The organism is Allobosea minatitlanensis (assembly GCF_964020775.1).
This window is the reverse complement of record NZ_OZ224509.1, coordinates 2,973,525-2,990,018: the sequence shown is the minus strand read 5'-3', so window position 1 is coordinate 2,990,018 and position 16,494 is coordinate 2,973,525. Positions and strand designations below refer to the sequence as shown.

15 protein-coding genes and 1 tRNA gene are annotated in these 16,494 nt (G+C 68.2%); 6 read left to right on the top strand and 10 right to left on the bottom strand.

Annotated features, from left to right (window positions below; all coding sequences use genetic code 11):
- Positions 1 to 16 precede the first annotated feature (16 nt).
- Positions 17 to 1,561 (bottom strand): ABC transporter substrate-binding protein, encoded by a 1,545-nt coding sequence (locus ACWH43_RS14675; RefSeq protein WP_448153529.1) that lies wholly within the window; start codon positions 1,559 to 1,561, stop codon positions 17 to 19.
- Between the two features lie 391 nt (positions 1,562 to 1,952).
- Here ACWH43_RS14675 and ACWH43_RS14670 point away from each other — a divergent pair.
- Positions 1,953 to 2,029 (top strand) — tRNA-Arg (locus tag ACWH43_RS14670).
- A gap of 261 nt (positions 2,030 to 2,290) precedes the next feature.
- Here the strand turns inward: ACWH43_RS14670 and asnB are convergent.
- Positions 2,291 to 3,730 carry an asparagine synthase (glutamine-hydrolyzing) gene (gene asnB / locus ACWH43_RS14665; RefSeq protein ID WP_448153528.1) on the bottom strand — a complete coding sequence of 480 codons (1,440 nt, stop codon included), beginning with the start codon at positions 3,728 to 3,730 and terminating at the stop codon, positions 2,291 to 2,293.
- A 369-nt stretch (positions 3,731 to 4,099) separates the two neighbouring features.
- Between asnB and ACWH43_RS14660 the strand changes: the two genes are divergently transcribed.
- From ACWH43_RS14660 to ACWH43_RS14645, 4 genes are read left to right on the top strand one after another with little or no spacing between them, the layout of a single operon-like run.
- Positions 4,100 to 4,753: an ABC transporter permease gene (locus ACWH43_RS14660; protein WP_158447983.1), complete on the top strand. Its 654-nt coding sequence runs from the start codon at positions 4,100 to 4,102 to the stop codon at positions 4,751 to 4,753.
- Positions 4,750 to 5,862 (top strand): ABC transporter ATP-binding protein, encoded by a 1,113-nt coding sequence (locus ACWH43_RS14655; RefSeq protein ID WP_158447982.1) that lies wholly within the window; start codon positions 4,750 to 4,752, stop codon positions 5,860 to 5,862. Before ACWH43_RS14660 ends, ACWH43_RS14655 begins: the two co-directional genes overlap by 4 nt.
- Entirely contained in the window at positions 5,855 to 6,592 is a 738-nt protein-coding gene (locus ACWH43_RS14650) for an ABC transporter permease (protein ID WP_260347897.1), read from the top strand. The genes ACWH43_RS14655 and ACWH43_RS14650 overlap by 8 nt, the downstream gene beginning before the upstream one ends.
- A 41-nt stretch (positions 6,593 to 6,633) precedes the next feature.
- Entirely contained in the window at positions 6,634 to 7,518 is an 885-nt protein-coding gene (locus ACWH43_RS14645) for a glycine betaine ABC transporter substrate-binding protein (protein WP_158445754.1), read from the top strand.
- A gap of 146 nt (positions 7,519 to 7,664) precedes the next feature.
- Here the strand turns inward: ACWH43_RS14645 and mnhG are convergent, their stop codons facing one another.
- Genes mnhG through ACWH43_RS14615 form a run of 6 tightly spaced genes read right to left on the bottom strand, consistent with a single transcriptional unit; the run spans position 7,665 to position 13,668 of the window.
- The gene (mnhG, locus tag ACWH43_RS14640) at positions 7,665 to 8,027 is read right to left on the bottom strand and encodes a monovalent cation/H(+) antiporter subunit G (RefSeq protein WP_158445755.1); all 363 of its coding nucleotides are present in this window, start codon (positions 8,025 to 8,027) and stop codon (positions 7,665 to 7,667) included.
- Positions 8,024 to 8,305: a K+/H+ antiporter subunit F gene (locus tag ACWH43_RS14635; RefSeq protein ID WP_158445756.1), complete on the bottom strand. Its 282-nt coding sequence runs from the start codon at positions 8,303 to 8,305 to the stop codon at positions 8,024 to 8,026. The genes mnhG and ACWH43_RS14635 overlap by 4 nt, the downstream gene beginning before the upstream one ends.
- Complete coding sequence (locus tag ACWH43_RS14630; RefSeq protein WP_158445757.1) at positions 8,302 to 8,787, bottom strand: Na+/H+ antiporter subunit E; 486 nt, start codon at positions 8,785 to 8,787, stop codon at positions 8,302 to 8,304. The genes ACWH43_RS14635 and ACWH43_RS14630 overlap by 4 nt, the downstream gene beginning before the upstream one ends.
- The gene (locus ACWH43_RS14625; protein ID WP_158445758.1) at positions 8,784 to 10,430 is read right to left on the bottom strand and encodes a monovalent cation/H+ antiporter subunit D; all 1,647 of its coding nucleotides are present in this window, start codon (positions 10,428 to 10,430) and stop codon (positions 8,784 to 8,786) included. Before ACWH43_RS14625 ends, ACWH43_RS14630 begins: the two co-directional genes overlap by 4 nt.
- Positions 10,430 to 10,771: a Na+/H+ antiporter subunit C gene (locus tag ACWH43_RS14620; protein WP_158445759.1), complete on the bottom strand. Its 342-nt coding sequence runs from the start codon at positions 10,769 to 10,771 to the stop codon at positions 10,430 to 10,432. Before ACWH43_RS14620 ends, ACWH43_RS14625 begins: the two co-directional genes overlap by 1 nt.
- A complete protein-coding gene (locus ACWH43_RS14615; RefSeq protein WP_158445760.1) occupies positions 10,762 to 13,668 on the bottom strand; it encodes a monovalent cation/H+ antiporter subunit A in 2,907 nt (968 codons plus the stop codon). Before ACWH43_RS14615 ends, ACWH43_RS14620 begins: the two co-directional genes overlap by 10 nt.
- A 219-nt stretch (positions 13,669 to 13,887) precedes the next feature.
- Here ACWH43_RS14615 and ACWH43_RS14610 point away from each other — a divergent pair, with 219 nt between their 5' ends.
- Positions 13,888 to 14,664 (top strand): SDR family oxidoreductase, encoded by a 777-nt coding sequence (locus ACWH43_RS14610; protein ID WP_158445761.1) that lies wholly within the window; start codon positions 13,888 to 13,890, stop codon positions 14,662 to 14,664.
- 140 nt (positions 14,665 to 14,804) lie between these two features.
- On the opposite strand, the gene ACWH43_RS14605 is transcribed toward ACWH43_RS14610, so the two are convergent.
- The gene (locus ACWH43_RS14605) at positions 14,805 to 15,569 is read right to left on the bottom strand and encodes an HpcH/HpaI aldolase family protein (RefSeq protein ID WP_158445762.1); all 765 of its coding nucleotides are present in this window, start codon (positions 15,567 to 15,569) and stop codon (positions 14,805 to 14,807) included.
- Between the two features lie 107 nt (positions 15,570 to 15,676).
- Positions 15,677 to 16,483 (bottom strand): transporter substrate-binding domain-containing protein, encoded by an 807-nt coding sequence (locus ACWH43_RS14600; protein ID WP_158445763.1) that lies wholly within the window; start codon positions 16,481 to 16,483, stop codon positions 15,677 to 15,679.
- Between the last annotated feature and the right edge of the window lie 11 nt (positions 16,484 to 16,494).

Genomic DNA, 16,494 nt, shown 5'->3' with positions numbered 1-16,494 from the left:
CCCGATCGGCGCGTGCTCAGCGCGTGACGGTCGTCTTCTCGGTGATCTGCGGGGCGATGTTGATCGCGCCCTTCAGCTCATAGCCGTAATCGACCTTCCTGCTGCGTGCCCAGACCTGCTGCAATTCGAACAGCGGCACGGCGCAGACATCGCTGTTGATCTTCTCTTGCGCCACCTTCCACGCCGCCATCTGCCTGGCCGCGTCGGTTTCCTTGCGCGCCTGCTCGATCTCGGCGTCGGCGATGGCGCAATGCGAAAAATTGGTGATTGCGGTCGGCTTACCCACCGTCGCGGCCGAGTGGTAGAACTCGGTCAGATAGCTGTCGGCGACCGGGAAACGCGCTGCGCCGTAGAACACCAGCGCGCTGGCGTTCTGGCGGATCTGTTGCTGGTAGGTCGGGTGGTCGACCACCTTCATGTCGAGCTTGATCCCGGCCTTGCCGAGCTGGTTCTGAATCACTTCCATGATCGGCAATTGCGAGGAGATGTTCGAGACGACGACCGTCAGCGTGATGCCGTCGGGATGGCCGGCCTCCTTGAGCAGCGCTTTGGCGCGGTTGACGTCGGTTTTTACCGTCCAGGAACAATCCTCGCCGCGATAGCCCGGCGGCACGACCGAGCAGCCCTTCCTGGCGACGTCGGGGCCGACGAAGCGGACGATCTGATCGACGTCGATGGCGGCTGCGATCGCCTGCCGGACCCGGATGTCGTCAAGCGGCTTGATGCTGCGGTTGATATGCAGCGTGCGGAACTCGCCAAGGCCGAAGATGTCGACCACGGCATCGGGACGTGCCTTGACCTGCGTCACCCAGCGCTGCTCGCGGCGGCCATAGATCATGTCGATCTGGCCGGACTGGAAGGCGAGGTCGCGGCTGCTGTCGGAGAGCACGAAGCGCCAGAACACTTCGTCGATCTTCGGCGCGCCGCGGAAGCTGTCCTTGTTGGCGGTCAGCCGGACATATTGCTGCGGCACATGCTCGGCGATCGCGAAGGGGCCGGTGCCGATCGGCTTGGCCGAGAAGCCGGCGCCCATCTGCTCGGCCGCCTTCTTGCTGACGATGCGCCCGCCGTTGAAGTTCGAGAGCAGCCCGAGCAGGCCGGCATCCGGATATTTCAGCTCGATGCGCACGGTCATCTCATCGACCTTCACGACATTGGCGATCACCGCGAAATTGCCTGCGAAGGAGGAGGTCTTCGGATCCGCGGCGCGCTTCAGCGAGAACACCACGTCATCGGCGGAAACCTCGCCGAAGCCGCCCTGGAACTTGACGCCCTTGCGCAGATGGAAGGTCCAGGACTTGCCGTCGGCGGCCGTCTCCCAGCGCTCGGCGAGGTCGGGCTCGAGCTTGGCCGGGTCGGCGCTGCCCGGCGGGAACCGCACCAGCCCGTCGAAGACGTTGCTGAGCAGCATCGAGTCGAAGCCGTTCGCGCGATGCGGATCGAGATTGGTGATATCGGAGGTGCCCACGGCGACCTGCAGCGTTTCGGCCGCGGCCGGCAAAGTGGCAAGAGCCGGCGCCGCCAGCAGGCCCGCGAGAACGGCCATGGTCGTCTTGTTCATCGTGATGATCCCCATGCTTTGGCACATGAGGCCGATCGCTTTGCATGCCGTCAAATGAAGTTTGGCAAGCGCGTTATAAGCAATGGTTATGCGCAGGCTCGCAAGGCCGCCTGTCAGGGATTTCTGTTGACCGACCGATCCGAGCCCTCGCCTTCCAAAGGCTTAGCGGCATTCGGATCGCGAGCCTCGCGCTTGGACGGAGGGGCTCCCTTTCGTGCGGATGTTTCGATGGCAAGCGGCGTGGTCTGCGGCACGCTACGGCGATGCGGCATCCGGCGACCGTTCGCGCAGACGGGGGGAACAGATGACCTTTGCCGTAGGAGAAGCACGCAACTCCATAAATCCCGCATTGCCGAAGCGGCGGGGATCGGCTATCCAGCGGTCACGGTTAGCGCCCGTAGCTCAGCTGGATAGAGCGTTGCCCTCCGAAGGCAAAGGTCACACGTTCGAATCGTGTCGGGCGCGCCAACCAAGAGACTCTTGCGAGGACCTCTTGCTGGCCCGAGAGGCTTCGCCCGGTTTTCCCCTCCGTCATCATCAGGCGCCTGCGCCGCCCCAATTGATCCGGGCGACTTGCCGTGGCGGCAAGACGGCCGGCGGCGGGGCCTGCAGGCCCACTCGTTGATTGCGGACTTCGGAGCGGCGAGAGCAGGGCAGGGGCGTCGATCGCGCCGGGCTTGCCCGCGCTGCCGGGCCGCGCGCCCGGCATGAGGCGCCGCTGCCGGGGCGTCACGCCGCGATGCGGTTGGCGTTCCATTGCCCGGCCTGGGCCAGAATCATCTCGGGCTCGGCGAAGCGGCTGCGCAGGATGTCGCGATACAGCTTGCTCTCGCGGCCGGGGTCGACCTCGTCCCGGCTGCCGGTCAGCAGCCGCAGCGCCTGGCGCAGCGCCTCCACGGTGCCCGAGCCCTCGTCGAACTGCGCCTTCCTGCGCCAGATCAGATCCTCCGGCAGCAGGTCCCGGCAGGCCCTGCGGAGCAGCCATTTCTCCGTGGTCGGCCCGGTCGCCTCCGCGCTCGCCGGGTCGGTCCGCCGGAGTTTGAGCTGCGCCGGGAGGGACTGGGCGAAGGCGATCAGATCGCGGTCGAGGAACGGCGTCCGGGCCTCCAGCGATTGCGCCATCGTCATGCGGTCGACGCGCTGCAGGTTGATGTTGTGCATGGTGCCGAGACTGCGCGTCAGCTCGTCGGCGAGCGCACGCGGATCGTCGGCATAGCCATGGTGATAGGCGTAGCCGGCGAACAGCTCGTCGGCTCCCTCTCCGGTCAGGACGGCCTTGACGTGCCGGCGCGCCAGCCTGGCGGCGAACAGCGTCGGGACCGCGCTGCGGACCAGGTCGAGATCGGCGCTTTCGAGATGATAGACGACATGGGCCAGGCTGTCGGCGATGTCCTGCGCCGAGAAGGTGAATTCGTGGTGCTCGGTCCCGAGATGGTCGGCGACGCGGCGCGCAGCCAGCAGGTCGGGCGCGCCGGCCGTGCCCACGGCGAAGGTCTTGAGCGGCCCGAGCCCGGCGCCGGTCCTGTGCTTCTGGGCGATGGCCGCGACGAGCGAGCTGTCGAGCCCGCCGGACAGGAATGAGCCGACCTCGACATCGGCGACCATCCATTTCGCGACGGCCTCTTCCAGGGCGAGGCGCAATTCGCCGGCCACGGCGTCGATGTCCAGCCCGGGCTCCGCCGCGCCCGCGCCCGCCGGGATGCGGTACCATGTGCGCAGCCCGGCGCGGCTGTCGAACAGGGTGCCCGGCGGGACCGCGCCGATGTCGTCGAAGCCGAATCCGTCGAAGGCCTTGAGCTCCGAGGCGAAGGCCAGCCCCTTGCCGCGGCGCGCCATGTAGAGCGGCTTGATCCCGAGCGGGTCGCGCGCCGCGACGATCCGCTCCGGCGTCGCCAGCACGAAGGCGAACATCCCGTCGAGCCGGTTGATCCAGCGCTGGGCGCCGCCGCGGAAGAGGCGAAGAATAGCTTCGCTGTCGCTCGATGAATTGAAGTTTTCGGCGCCGAGAATCGCTCTCAGATCGGCGTGATTGTAGATTTCACCGTTGGCGACAAGCATCTCCGCATCCGCTCGGATGGGCTGGATGCCGTCCTCCGCGCCGATGATCGCCAGTCGGCAATGGCCCATCGCGACCGGCGCGTCGTCGAGTTCGGGCGATCCGGGTGGCATCGGGGCCGCGGTGCCCGAGGCGCGAAAGCATCGCTGCGAGCAGCGTTCCACCCCCGTCCTCAATCTCCCAGAGACATACGAAACCGCACATGGAATGTCCTCTTCAGCGACGGCCTTTCACGACCGCAGCGCCTTCTTGGCTTGCGGTTATGGAGGCATAAAGGTTCTTATAAGAAGTTTATTGGGCGAACATTGAAAATCAATTTAGACATAATTCAATATAACTATCATATCTTCATAATAAACCTTTGGCCATAAATAGAATCAGAGAAAAGATTTCACTGAGAATAACTGTCATTTTCCGTCAAAAAAATCACATTCATGGGTTGCCAAGGCCTGATAGGCTGTCCTAAAAGCCGCCGCGAGGCAATGGATATTCTCGATTACATCATTTCGAACTGGGGGCTCATCGTCACCCGGACTGGCGAGCATGTCGCCATCGTCGGGGTCGCCGTGGCTCTGGCGGTGCTGACGGGGGTGCCCATCGGCGTCGCGATCAGCCAGAACCGGCGGCTAGCGGAGGCCGTGCTCTATGTCGCGTCGATGGTGATCACCATCCCCTCGATCGCGCTGTTCGGGATGATGATCCCGATCCTGTCGCTGTTCGGCCAGGGCATCGGCTACCTGCCGGCGGTGATCGCGGTATTACTCTACTCCCAGCTCCCGATCATCCGGAATACATACGCCGCGATCCGCAATCTTGACCCGGCCCTGCGGGAAGCTGCGAGAGGCATGGGCCTGACCAGGGGACAGCGTCTGCGGGAGGTCGAGTTGCCGCTCGCCCTGCCGGTGATCGTGACCGGGGTGCGGCTTGCCGTGGTGATGAATATCGGGGTCACGGCCATCGCCGCCTATATCGGCGCCGGCGGCCTCGGCACCTTCATCTCGCGCGGCATCAGCCAGACCGATCCGCGCCAGCTCGTCACCGGCGCGCTCGCCGTGAGCCTTCTGGCGATCGTCGCCGACCTCGCCCTGCTCTGGCTGCAGCGGAAGCTCACCTCACCGGGACTGAGGACCAGATGATCAGACTGCACCAGGTCAGCAAGACCTTTCCGGGAAGCACCGTGCCGGCCGTCGACCGCGTGTCGCTCGAGGTTCCCGCCGGCGAGATCTGCGTCCTGCTCGGCCCCTCGGGCTGCGGCAAGACGACGACGATGAAGATGGTCAACCGGCTGATCGAGCCGAGCTCCGGCGACATCCTGATCGACGGCCGCAGCACGTCGGATTGCGACGTCACGCAGTTGCGGCGCAGCATCGGCTACGTGATCCAGCAGATCGGCCTGTTCCCGAACAAGACGGTCGAGGACAATATCTGCATCGTCCCCGACATCCTCGGCTGGGACCGGCGCAAGTCGCGGGAGCGGGCGGCCGAGCTTCTCGACATGGTGGCGCTCGAGCCGGGCGCCTTCCTTCACCGCTATCCGCGGGAGCTGTCGGGCGGGCAGCAGCAGCGCATCGGGGTTCTGCGCGCCATCGCCGCCGATCCGCCGGTCCTGCTCATGGACGAGCCCTTCGGCGCCATCGACCCGATCAACCGCGTGATCATCCAGGACGAGTTCCTGAAGATGCAGGCGCAGATCCGCAAGACCATCCTCTTCGTCAGCCACGACATCGACGAGGCGGTGAAGATGGCGGACCGCATCGCGATCTTCCGCGACGGGCGGCTGGTCCAGTACGATACGCCCGACAACATCCTCGCCCATCCGGCCAGCAGCTTCGTCTCCGATTTCGTCGGCGGCGACCGGACGCTGAAGCGCCTGCAATTGCTGACCGTGCGCGACGCCATGCTGGCGGACCCGCCGCGGGTCAGGGCGGCCGACAGCCTGAAGCAGGCGGTGGCGACGATGGAGGAGCACGGGCACCAGACGATCGTGCTGGTCGGGCCGCGGGGTCGGGCGCGCGGCTATGTCCCGCTCCAGGCGGCGCGCGGCGCCGCCGGCACGGTCGGCGAGAACCACGAGGCGCTGCCGACGACGATCAGGCCGAACGAGGATCTGCGCACCGCCGTCTCGACGATGTTCCGGCACGACGTCTCCTGGCTCGCCTGCGTCGACGAGGACGGCATGTATCTCGGCTATGTCACCCTGCGCGGCATCACGCGCCTGCTCTCCGAGACCTACCGGGATGGCTGACGGCGTGCGGCCCATGCTGATGCGGCTGCGCCGGAACGGCGTCCATGTCGGCGTTTTCCTGCTGGGGGCCTGGGCCTGGGCCGGCGGGCTCCTGCCCGGCCTGCTGGAGCAGTGGGACGACATCGCCTTTCTCGGCTGGCAGCATGTCGAGCTGGTGGCCCTGTCGGGAGGCGCCGCCATCCTGGTCGGCGTGCCGCTCGGCATCCTGTTCACCCGTCCGCGCTTCCGCCGTGCCGGCGACATCGCCCTGCAGGTCCTCAATGTCGGGGCGACGATCCCGACCCTGGCCGTGCTGGCGCTCTCGATGGGCCTGCTCGGCATCGGCAACGGCTCGGCGATCTTCGCGCTGTTCGTCGCCTCGCTGCTGCCGATCGTCGCCAACACGATGGCGGGCCTGCGCGCCGTGCCGCCGCCCTTGCTGGAGGCCGCGCGCGGCATGGGGCTCTCCACCCGCCATACGCTCTTCCAGGTCGAGCTGCCGAACAGCCTGTTCGTGATCTACACCGGCATCCGCACCGCGCTGGCGATCAATGTCGGCACCGTGCCGCTCGCCTTCCTGATCGGCGGCGGCGGGCTCGGCGAGCTGATCTTCACCGGCATCGCGCTGAACGAGCTCGGCATCATGCTCGCCGGCGCCATTCCCACCGCGCTGCTGGCGGTGCTGGTCGATTTCATCATGGCCCAGCTCCAGTTCTGGACCATTCCCCGAGGGGTCAACCCGCTGCGCTGACCCGTCGGCCGTTCCCAGCAGTCGCTTCAAGGAGAGTCGGCATGAAGCCTTCGTCCCGCATTTTCGCCCTGGCCGCGCTCGCGGCGCTCTGGGCCATGCCCGTGCAGGCCAAGCCGCTCGTCGTCGGCGGCAAGAACTTCACCGAGCAGTTGCTGCTCGCAGAGGTCACCACGCAACTGCTCAAGAAGAAGGGCTTCGAGGTCGAGAAGCGGGACGGCCTCGGCTCGCAGGTGCTGCGCGATGCCCAGGTCAACGGACAGGTCGACCTCTATTGGGAATATACCGGCACCTCCCTCGTCACCTACAACAAGGTCAAGGAGCGCCTCAGCGCCAAGGACACCTATGACCGGGTCAAGGAACTCGACGCCAAGATCGGCATCACCTGGCTCCAGCCCTCGACGGCCAACAACACCTACGCCCTTGCGGTCCGCTCCGACGATGCCAAGACGGCCGGGATCAAGACGCTTTCGGATCTCGCCGGCGCCTTCAACGCCAAGAAGCCGGTGTCGATCGCCGTCGACGCCGAGTTCTCGGGGCGCCCCGACGGGCTGCCGGGCCTGCAGTCGACCTACGGATTCAGGGTGGGGCGCGCCAATCTGAGGTCGATGGATTCCGGCCTGACCTATCCGGCGCTTCGGGACGGCCAGGTCGACGTCGCCCTGGTCTTCGCCACCGACGGCCGCATCCAGGCGTTCAACTTCCGCGTCCTCGGCGACGACAAGGAGTTCTTCCCGAACTACGCCGCCGTTCCGGTGGTCAGGACCGAGGTGCTCAAGGCCAATCCGGCGCTCGAAGAGGCGCTCAATACGCTCTCCGGCAAGCTCTCGGACCCCGTCCTGCAGAAGCTCAACGCGAAGGTCGACGTCGACAAGACCCCGATCGAGGAGGTCGCGCGCCAGTTCCTGAGCGAAAACGGCCTGAACTGAGCCCCTCCGGCGCCCTGCTGTGACGCGGCGGGGCGCGTTTCGCCGGAGCGGCCCCGGCTCGGCATGAGCCGCATGGCCCAGGACGGCCCTGCTATCGGAGCTGGCCTTGGAGCCGGCTTCGTCTGTTCCTGCGTACCACCCGCGCTCTAATCGGGGCGGCGTGGGGCGGCGCGCGGCGGCACTTCCCCTTTGCCCTCCGTCCGGTCGCGGTAGATCGCGGCGCGGGCGAGCAGCATCAGCGTGACCGGCGTGGTGACGCTGATAAAGACGCCGATCAGGATCTCCTGGACGGCCGGACGCGAGCCCAGGGCCGAGAAGCAGATGATCGAGGCGAGCAGGATCGCGCCGGTGCCCCAGCTCGTGCCCAGGGTGGGCGCATGGATCCGTTCGAAGAAGCTGCGCAGGCGCAAGGTTCCGATCGCCCCGATGAGGGTCAGCGCCGCCCCCAGAAGGACGAGGGCGGCGGTCGCGAGGGCGGCCCAGCCGGGCAGGTCCTGCGCATGGCTCATTCGATCACCTCGCCGCGCATCAGGAACTTGGCGAGGGCGATGGTCGACACGAAGCCCAGCACCGCGATGATCAGCGCCCCCTCGAAATAGACCGTGCTGCCGGTGCGGATGCCGATCGTCAGCACCAGCAGCATGGCGCTGACATACATGGCATCGAGGCCGAGGACGCGGTCCTGCGCGCGCGGCCCGAAGATCAGCCGGTAGGTGCAGCAGCCCATCGCGGCCACGAGCATGGCCTGGGCGGCCGCCACCGACCACAGCAGGATCGCGCCGGTCATTCGAATATCTCCATCAGCAGCCTCTCGTAGCGGTGCTTGATCAGGGAGACCCATTCGGCCTCGTCGACGAGATCGAGGACGTGAATCAGAAGGACCCCCGTATCGGGGGCGTGCTCCACCCAGGCCGTGCCGGGGGTGCTGGTGACGATGCAGGCCAGCACCGCCAGCCCCGTCCTGTCGCGCAGCTCGAGCGGGATGGCGACGAAGCCCGGCCGCCGGTCGCGCCCGCCGCCCCGCAGGATGACGCCGGCCACGGCGATGTTGGATCGCAGGATGTCCAGCGTGACGATGCCGAGCAGCCTGGGGATGATCTGCCAGCGCCTGAGCCGCGGCTTGTCCGGCTGCAGCGACGCCATGGCGCGCGAGGCGCCCATCGCGACCACGGCGCCGAGGATAAGCTGCCCCGGCGAGAAGGAGGTGAGGAGCAGCCACATCAGCAGCAGGGCTGCGGTCAGGAGCGGGTAGGGCAGCACGCGGCTCATCGCGGCGCCCCCCCGGGCTGGACGGTGCCGAGCACGCCCTGGATATAGGCCGCGGGCGCATGCAGGGTGCGGGCCGCCGCCTCGGTATAGCTGAGCAGGGCGCCGCCCTGCACGGCCAAGAGCGCGCAGAGCGCCAGCAATCCGAGGATCGGCGCGACCTCGACGACCAGCACGCGCGGAACGATGGTCTCGAGCGGGGCCCAGAAGGTGCGGATGCCGGTGCGCATCATGGCGATCAGCGCGGCAAGGCCGGAGAGGATGATCAGCGCGACCAGCAGCCAGGTCTGTCCCGGGATCGCTGTCGCGGTTGCGGCCCCGAGCCCGGCCGGGTTGAGCATCCCGGACAGCATGGCGAATTTGGCGATGAAGCCGGAGAGCGGCGGCAGGCCCGCCAGCAGGATCGCGACCAGGCCGAAGCAGACGCCGAGGACGGCGAGGGCGCCCGGCATCACCACGCCGACCTCCTCGTCGTCGCGCTCCTCGGCCTCGCTTTCCTCGGCTTCGTCGCCATAGGCCTCCATGGTCACCGCCAGCAGGTCGGCGCCCGGCTCGCGGGCCCGCTCCACCAGCTCGATCAGCATGAAGAAGGCCGCGGCGCTGAAGGTCGAGCTGACGAGATAGAACAGGGCGCCCGACACGACCGCCGTGTCGCCCATGCCGACGGCCGCGAGCAGGGTTCCCGACGAGACCAGTACGCTGTAGCCGGCGAGCCGGCCCATTGCCTGCGAGGCCAGCACGCCGAAGGTCGCGAAGGCGATCGTCGCCATGCCGCCCCAGATCAGGACCGGCCCGCCGAAGCCCGTCGCCTCCGCGGCGCCGGGGGCGAAGAGCAGCAGGGTCAGGCGCAGCAGCGCATAGGTGCCGACCTTGGTCAGCAACACGAAGATCGCCGCGACCGGCGCCGCCGCCGCCATATAGGCGGACGGAAGCCAGAAGCAGAGCGGCCACATCCCCGCCTTGATCAGGAAGGCGATGCCGAGGATGGCCGCCCCCGCCTGGAGAAGGCCGCGGTCGGCGGCGGGCACCGCCGGCAGGCGCTGGGCGAGGTCGGCCATGTTCAGCGTCCCGGCGACCCCGTAGATCAGCGCGACGCCGATCAGGAAGAGCAGCGACGCGGCCAGGTTGATCGCGATGTAATGCAGCCCGGACCTGACCCGGAACGCGCCCGAGCCGTGCAGCAGCAGCCCGTAGGACGCCGCCAGCATGACCTCGACGAAGACGAACAGGTTGAACAGGTCCCCGGTCAGGAAGGCGCCTCCCAGCCCCATCAGCAGGAAATGGAAGAGCGTGTGGAAATGCGGCCCGGCCCGGTGCCAGCGCGCCATCGAAAAGATCAGGGCGGCGAGCGCCAGCACGGCGGTGAGCGCGAGCATCAGCGCCGACAGCCGGTCGAGCACCATCACGATGCCGAAGGGCGCGGGCCAGCCGGCGACGGCATAGGAAAGGGAGAGGGCGCTTCCCGTCTCGGGCGCCGCGTCCGCCAGGCGCATCAGGGCGAAGGCGGTGCCGACGAGCAGCAGGCAGGAGGCGAGGCTGATCAGCGCCTTGGCCGTATGGCGCAATTCGTCGATCAGCAGCAGCAGCGCCCCCGTGACCAGCGGCAGCAGGATCGGGACGATGAGAAGGTGCCGCGTCCACTCCATCAGCGTGGCTCGCGCCCGTCGACATGGTCGTTGCCCGTCAACCCGCGGGCCGCGAGCAGCACCACCAGCAGCAGCGCCGTGGTGGCGAAGCCGATCACGATGGCGGTGAGGACGAGCGCCTGCGGCACGGGGTCGGCGTAGTCCGCCGGGTTTCCCGAGCCGCCGGGACCCAGCACCGGAGGGGCGCCGAGGCGCAGGCGGCCCATGCTGAAGATGAACAGGTTCACCGCATAGGAGAGCAGCGAGAGCCCGATGACGAGCTGGTAGGTGCGCGGACGCAGAACCAGCCAGACGCCCGACCCGGTCAGGGCCCCGATGGCGATCGCCAGCGTCAGTTCCATCGTTGGCGCTCCTCCCCGAGGCGGGCCGCGCGCAGGCGGCGGATCGATTGGTGGGCGATGGCGATCAGCATCAGCACCGTGGCCCCGACCACCAGGCTGAACACGCCGAGGTCGAACAGGGTCGCGCTCGCCATCGGCACCTTTCCGACGAGCGGCAGCTCACCATAGCGGAAATAGGATTTGAGGAACGGATCGCCGAAGAGGAGCGCGGCGGCCCCGGTGAGGGCGGCCACCAGCAGGCCGCCGCCGATCCAGACCACGGGCAGGATGCGCAGCCGGTTCTCGACCCAGACGGTGCCCGCCGCCATGTATTGCAGGATGAAGCCCGCCGCCATGGCCACGCCGGCCGCGAAGCCGCCGCCCGGAGCGTCGTGGCCGCGCAGGAAGAGGTAGACGGCGAGCACGATGACGACCGGGAACATCCACTGCATGATCACGGACGGCACATAGAGATATTCCGCCTCGGTCGAGCCCGGCTCCCGGTCCGGGTCCGCCTCGTCGTTGCTGCGCTGGATGAGCTGCTGCTCGGGGCGCTCGATCGTGTCCGGCGCCGGGCGGAAGCGCCGCAGCAGCGCGAAGACCGTCAGCGCCACGATGCCGAGAACGGTGATCTCCCCGAGCGTGTCGAAGCTGCGGAAGTCGACGAGGATGACGTTGACGACATTGCGGCCGCCGCCTTCCGCATAGGCCTTGTCGAGGAAGAAGCTCGCGATCGTCTCGGGCGGCGTCCGCGTCATCACGGCATAGGACACCACCGCCATGCCCAGGCCCGCGACGACGGCGATCGTCAGGTCGCGCCAGCGCCGCAGCCGCAGCAGCCAGTCGGTCGGCTCGGCGAGGTCGCGCGAGCGCTTCGGCAGCCAGCGCAGCCCGAGCAGGATCAGCACCGTGGTCACGATCTCGACGACGAGCTGGGTGGCCGCGAGGTCCGGCGCCGACAGCCAGACGAAGGTCAGGCAGGTCACCAGCCCCGTCCCTCCCAGCAGGGCCAGCGCGGCGAGGCGATGGAACTTGGCGAGCCGGGCGGCCGCGATCGCGCAGACGACGCCGACGCCCCACAGGCCGGCGAAGGCGAGGTCCGTCGTGCCGTTGCGGTGGTCGCCGAAGGCGAGGCCGGCCATCACCAGCGGCGCCGCGCCGGCCGCGATGGCGGCCGCGACCGCCAGGCGCATCTGCGGCTGGAGGCGCGTGGTGCCGAAGACCTCCTCGATCAGGCGGGCGAAGCGCCAGGAGATCGCGACCGTGACCCGCTCGAAGATGCGCTGGCCGTCGATCCGGCCGAGAAAGAGCGGGCGTTCGGAGCGTTCCAGCGCATTGCCGGCGACCAGATAGAGCAGCGTGCCGGCGGCCAGCGCGATCACGCTCATCGCCAGGGGGATGTTGAAGCCGTGCCAGATCGCGAGGCTGTAGGACGGCGTGGCCTCGCCGAGCACGGACGAGACGGCGACGTGAAGGAACGGGCCGATGGTCTGGGCGGGCATGATCCCGACGATGAGGCAGGCCATCACCAGGAACATCACCGGGAAGCGCATCCAGAACGGCGGCTCGTGCGGCTCGCGCGGGAAGCTCTCGGGCGGCGCCCCCATGAAGATCGAATGGATCAGCCTGAGCGAATAGGTGACGGCCAGGGCGCTGCCGAGCACCGCCGCATAGGGGGCGGCCGTGTCGAGCCAGGAATCGACATGGGTCAGCACGGCTTCCGCGAAGAACATCTCCTTGGAGAGGAAGCCGTTCAGCAGCGGCACCCCCGCCATCGCGGCGCTCGCCACCATGGCCAGCGTGCCGGTGATCGGCATGTAGCGGAACAGGCCGGAGAGGCGCCGCAGGTCGCGCGTCCCGGTCTCGTGGTCGATGATGCCGGCCGCCATGAACAGCGACGCCTTGAAGGTGGCGTGGTTGAGCATGTGGAAGATCGCGGCGACGGCGGCGAGCGGGCTGCCGAGGCTGAGCAGCAGGGTGATCAGGCCGAGATGGCTGATCGTGGAATAGGCGAGGAGCCCCTTCAGGTCGTGCTGGAACATCGCCAGATAGGCGCCGAGCACGAGCGAGGCCATGCCGGCGATGCCGACGATGACGAACCATTCCGGCGTCCCGGACAGGACCGGCCACAGCCGGGCCATCAGGAAGACGCCGGCCTTCACCATGGTCGCCGAATGCAGGAAGGCCGAGACCGGCGTCGGCGCGGCCATGGCGTTGGGCAGCCAGAACTGGAAGGGGAACTGCGCGCTCTTGGTCAGCGTGCCGAGGAGGATCAGCAGCAGCGTCGGGACATAGAGCGGGTGCGAGCGGATCCGGTCGCCCGCCTGCAGGACGGCGTCGAGGTCGTAGCTGCCGACGATGTGCCCGAGCAGGAGCATGCCCGCCAGCAGGGCGAGGCCGCCCAGCCCGGTCACGGTCAGCGCCATGCGCGCGCCGTCGCGCGCCGCCTGGTTATGGTGCCAGTAGCCGATCAGCAGGAAGGAGAAGATGCTGGTCAGCTCCCAGAACACCACCAGGAGGATGAGGTTGCCCGCGACGATCACCCCCAGCATCGCGCCGGTGAAGGCCAGGAAGAACATGTAGAAGCGCCGGACCGGGTCCTCGGCGGAAATGTAGTAGCGCGCATACATCACCACCAGGAAGCCGATGCCGGTGACGAGCAGCGCGAAGATCCAGGCGAAACCGTCCATGCGCAGGCTGAAGTTCAGCCCGAGCGAGGGGAGCCACGCCCCCAGATAGCGCACGGGTTCGCCGCTGGCGACGGAGGGGTAGAGGGAAACGGTGAGGGCGAAGCAAGCCACCATCGTGGCGCCGGTGATCCAGGTCGCCGGCTCGCGCGAAGTCGATGGAAACAGGACGACGGCCAGGCTGGCCGCGAACGGCAGCGCCAGAATCAGGACTAGCGGGGAAAGCTCCATCGGTCTCCATCATGCGGTGAGTCGTTCGTTCTTAGGCTACTGAAGCTGATCCGCCAATGACGAGGTGATGACCTTCGCCTGCGACCATTGGGCTCGTAGGATCGAGTCGCGGCGCGCGCTGCGCCGGGCGAGGATATCCGGCCGGCGGCCAACCATTGGCGCGCGTCGGGAAAGGCCGCGGGAACGACCGTTCCGGCGCGATCGGGGAGGAGATGGACGATGGATCTGAAGATCGGGGGCTTGCGGGTGCTGGTGACGGCCGGAGCCGGCGGAATCGGGCTGGCGACCGCGCGCGTCTTCGCGGCCGAAGGGGCGAGGGTGCATGTCTGCGACGTCGACGAGGCCGCGCTGGCGGCGCTGGCCGCAAGCGACCCGGCGATCACGCGCTCGCTCTGCGACGTCTCCGACCGCAAGGCGGTCGCGCGCCTGTTCGACGAGGCCCTCGCCGCGCTCGGCGGGCTGGACTGCCTCGTCAACAATGCCGGCATCGCCGGGCCGACCGGCCGCGTCTACGAAATCGCGCCGGAAGAGTGGGATTCCTGCCTTGCCGTCGATCTCACCGGGCCGTTCAACTGCACGCGCCTCGCCGTCGCGCATCTGAAGCAGTCGGGCAACGCCTCGATCGTCAATCTCTCGAGCCAGGCCGGCAAGCACGGCTTCCCGCTGCGCTCGCCCTATGGCGCGGCGAAATGGGGCGTCATCGGCTTCACCAAGGCGCTCTCGGCCGAGCTCGGCGAGTTCGGCATCCGCGCCAATGCGATCTGCCCCGGCCTGGTCGAGGGGCCGCGCATCCAGAGCGTGATCGCCAACAAGGCGCGCAGCTTCAACATCTCGCATGAGGAGATGACGGAGCGCCTGTTCGCGGGCGTCTCGATCAAGCGCTTCGTCGACCCGGCCGACATCGCCCGCCAGATCGTCTTCCTGGCCTCGCCCTTCGGCAAGACCATCTCCGGCCAGGAAATCTCGGTCTGCGGCGATACGCGGATGCTGGCCTGAAGCCGACGGGTTTTACTGGAGAACACGCCGTCGTTCCGGGCTCGATCCGGAAGGACGGCGGTCCCGCGCAAGATCGGCGCGCTGCGGGCGAAGCGCATCCGATCGCGGCGCCGTCGCGCCGCGCCGGAATGGCGGCGAACTCAGGCCTTCATGCCGCGCAGCAGGGCGTCGGCGCCGCGCGCCAGCAGCGCCAGGTCCGAGCCGCAGGCGACGAAGGAGAAGCCCTCGCCCAGCAGGCTCCTGGCGAGGCCCGGATCGAAAACCAGGGTGCCGACCGGGATGCCGGCCTCCATCAGCTTGCGGGCCGCTGGACGGATGACGTCCCAGACGGCCGGGTCGTTCGGCCTGCCCAGGAGGCCGAGATCGGCGGCGATGTCGGAAGGGCCGAAGAAGACGCCGTCGACGCCGTCGACCCGGCCGATCTGGAGCACCTGCTCGAGGGCGGCCCGCGTCTCGACCTGGACGAGGACCGCGGTCTCCTCCTCGACGCGGCTGAAATAGTCGCTCATCCGGGCGAAGCCGTTGGCGCGGTTGCAGCCGCTGACGCCGCGGACGCCACGCGGCGGATAGCGCGTCGCGGCAACCGCCTGCGCGGCCTCGTCGGGCGTCTGCACCATCGGGAAGAGCAGGCCGGGCGCGCCGATGTCGAGCAGCCGCTTGACGAGGACCGTGTCGTTCCAGTCGGGCCGCACGACCGGCGTCACCGGATGGGCGGCGAGCACCTGGAGCTGGGTCATCACCGAGGTCAGGTCGTTGGGGGAGTGCTCGGTGTCGATCAGCAGCCAGTCGAAGCCGGCGCCCGCGACCGCTTCGGTGGCATAGCCGCTGGCGAGGCTCAGCCAGAGGCCGATCTGCGGCTGGCCGCTGCGGATCGAGGCCAGGAACGTGTTCGAGGGCAGCTTCATCGCTCGGCTTTCACGATAAGGGGTGAGACGGCGGGGGCAGGGGGCGGCCTTGCCTGCCGCCCCCGGCTCCGGTCGAACGTGGTTCCTGCGACTGGCGCCGCCTGCGCTCACACGGTGCGCTGGACGAGGTCGGTCGGCAGGTCGCGGTCGTGGAACTTCTTGAACACCGCGTTGAGCTCGCCGCTGGCGAACTTCGCCTTGATCCAGTCGTCGAGCCAGCCCTTCAGCGCGGTTTCGCCCTTCGGCAGCGCGATGCCGAGATTAAGCTCCTGCTGCACGAATTTGGTGACGAGCTTGGCGCCGCTGCGCTTCTCGTTCATCGCCGAGAGCACGGCCGTCTGGGTCGAGACGATGTCGGCCTGGCCCGAGACGACCGCGGTGATCAGGGTCGCGTCGTCCTCGAAGCGAACGATCTCGGCGCCCTTGGCCTGCTGCGTCACCATCTGGTCGTTGACGGTGGCGCGGGTCACCGCGATGCGCTTGCCGACGAGGTCCTTGTACTCCTTGATCGCGACCTGCTCCGGCCCCGCCACGACGATGTTCAGCGTCGCATAGGGCACGGTGAAGTCGACCGCTTGCTTGCGCTCCGGCGTGATCGCGAGATTGGCGACGAGGATGTCGGCCTTGCGGGTCTGGATCGTCGGCACGCGGGCGGCGTTGGTGATCTCGACCAGCTCGAAATCGACGCCGAGGTCCTTGGCGATGAGCTTGGCGGTCTCGACGTCCGAGCCGGTCGGCTTCACATTGGCGTCGACGAAGGCGAAGAGCGGCACGCCCATCGCGACCGCGACGCGCAGCTTGCCGGCCTTCCTGATGTCGGCGAGCTGGTCGGCGAAGGCCGGCCGGCCGCCGAGGGCGAGCGCGGCGCCGGCGGCGGCGAGGCCGAAGGCGGAGCGGCGGGTGATGCTGGTCATGTCTCTCTCCC

What these genes read in the sequence shown, in the direction of transcription:
- ACWH43_RS14655 (WP_158447982.1), top strand. Translation starts at nt 4,750, where the DNA reads ATGATCAGACTGCACCAGGTCAGCAAGACCTTTCCGGGAAGCACCGTG.
- ACWH43_RS14645 (WP_158445754.1), top strand. Translation starts at nt 6,634, where the DNA reads ATGAAGCCTTCGTCCCGCATTTTCGCCCTGGCCGCGCTCGCGGCGCTC.
- ACWH43_RS14675 (WP_448153529.1), bottom strand. Translation starts at nt 1,561, where the DNA reads ATGAACAAGACGACCATGGCCGTTCTCGCGGGCCTGCTGGCGGCGCCG.
- ACWH43_RS14615 (WP_158445760.1), bottom strand. Translation starts at nt 13,668, where the DNA reads ATGGAGCTTTCCCCGCTAGTCCTGATTCTGGCGCTGCCGTTCGCGGCC.
- ACWH43_RS14635 (WP_158445756.1), bottom strand. Translation starts at nt 8,305, where the DNA reads ATGACCGGCGCGATCCTGCTGTGGTCGGTGGCGGCCGCCCAGGCCATG.
- ACWH43_RS14605 (WP_158445762.1), bottom strand. Translation starts at nt 15,569, where the DNA reads ATGAAGCTGCCCTCGAACACGTTCCTGGCCTCGATCCGCAGCGGCCAG.
- mnhG (WP_158445755.1), bottom strand. Translation starts at nt 8,027, where the DNA reads ATGAGCCATGCGCAGGACCTGCCCGGCTGGGCCGCCCTCGCGACCGCC.
- ACWH43_RS14620 (WP_158445759.1), bottom strand. Translation starts at nt 10,771, where the DNA reads ATGGAACTGACGCTGGCGATCGCCATCGGGGCCCTGACCGGGTCGGGC.
- ACWH43_RS14625 (WP_158445758.1), bottom strand. Translation starts at nt 10,430, where the DNA reads ATGGAGTGGACGCGGCACCTTCTCATCGTCCCGATCCTGCTGCCGCTG.
- ACWH43_RS14610 (WP_158445761.1), top strand. Translation starts at nt 13,888, where the DNA reads ATGGATCTGAAGATCGGGGGCTTGCGGGTGCTGGTGACGGCCGGAGCC.
- ACWH43_RS14630 (WP_158445757.1), bottom strand. Translation starts at nt 8,787, where the DNA reads ATGAGCCGCGTGCTGCCCTACCCGCTCCTGACCGCAGCCCTGCTGCTG.
- asnB (WP_448153528.1), bottom strand. Translation starts at nt 3,730, where the DNA reads ATGCCACCCGGATCGCCCGAACTCGACGACGCGCCGGTCGCGATGGGC.
- ACWH43_RS14660 (WP_158447983.1), top strand. Translation starts at nt 4,100, where the DNA reads ATGGATATTCTCGATTACATCATTTCGAACTGGGGGCTCATCGTCACC.
- ACWH43_RS14600 (WP_158445763.1), bottom strand. Translation starts at nt 16,483, where the DNA reads ATGACCAGCATCACCCGCCGCTCCGCCTTCGGCCTCGCCGCCGCCGGC.
- ACWH43_RS14650 (WP_260347897.1), top strand. Translation starts at nt 5,855, where the DNA reads ATGGCTGACGGCGTGCGGCCCATGCTGATGCGGCTGCGCCGGAACGGC.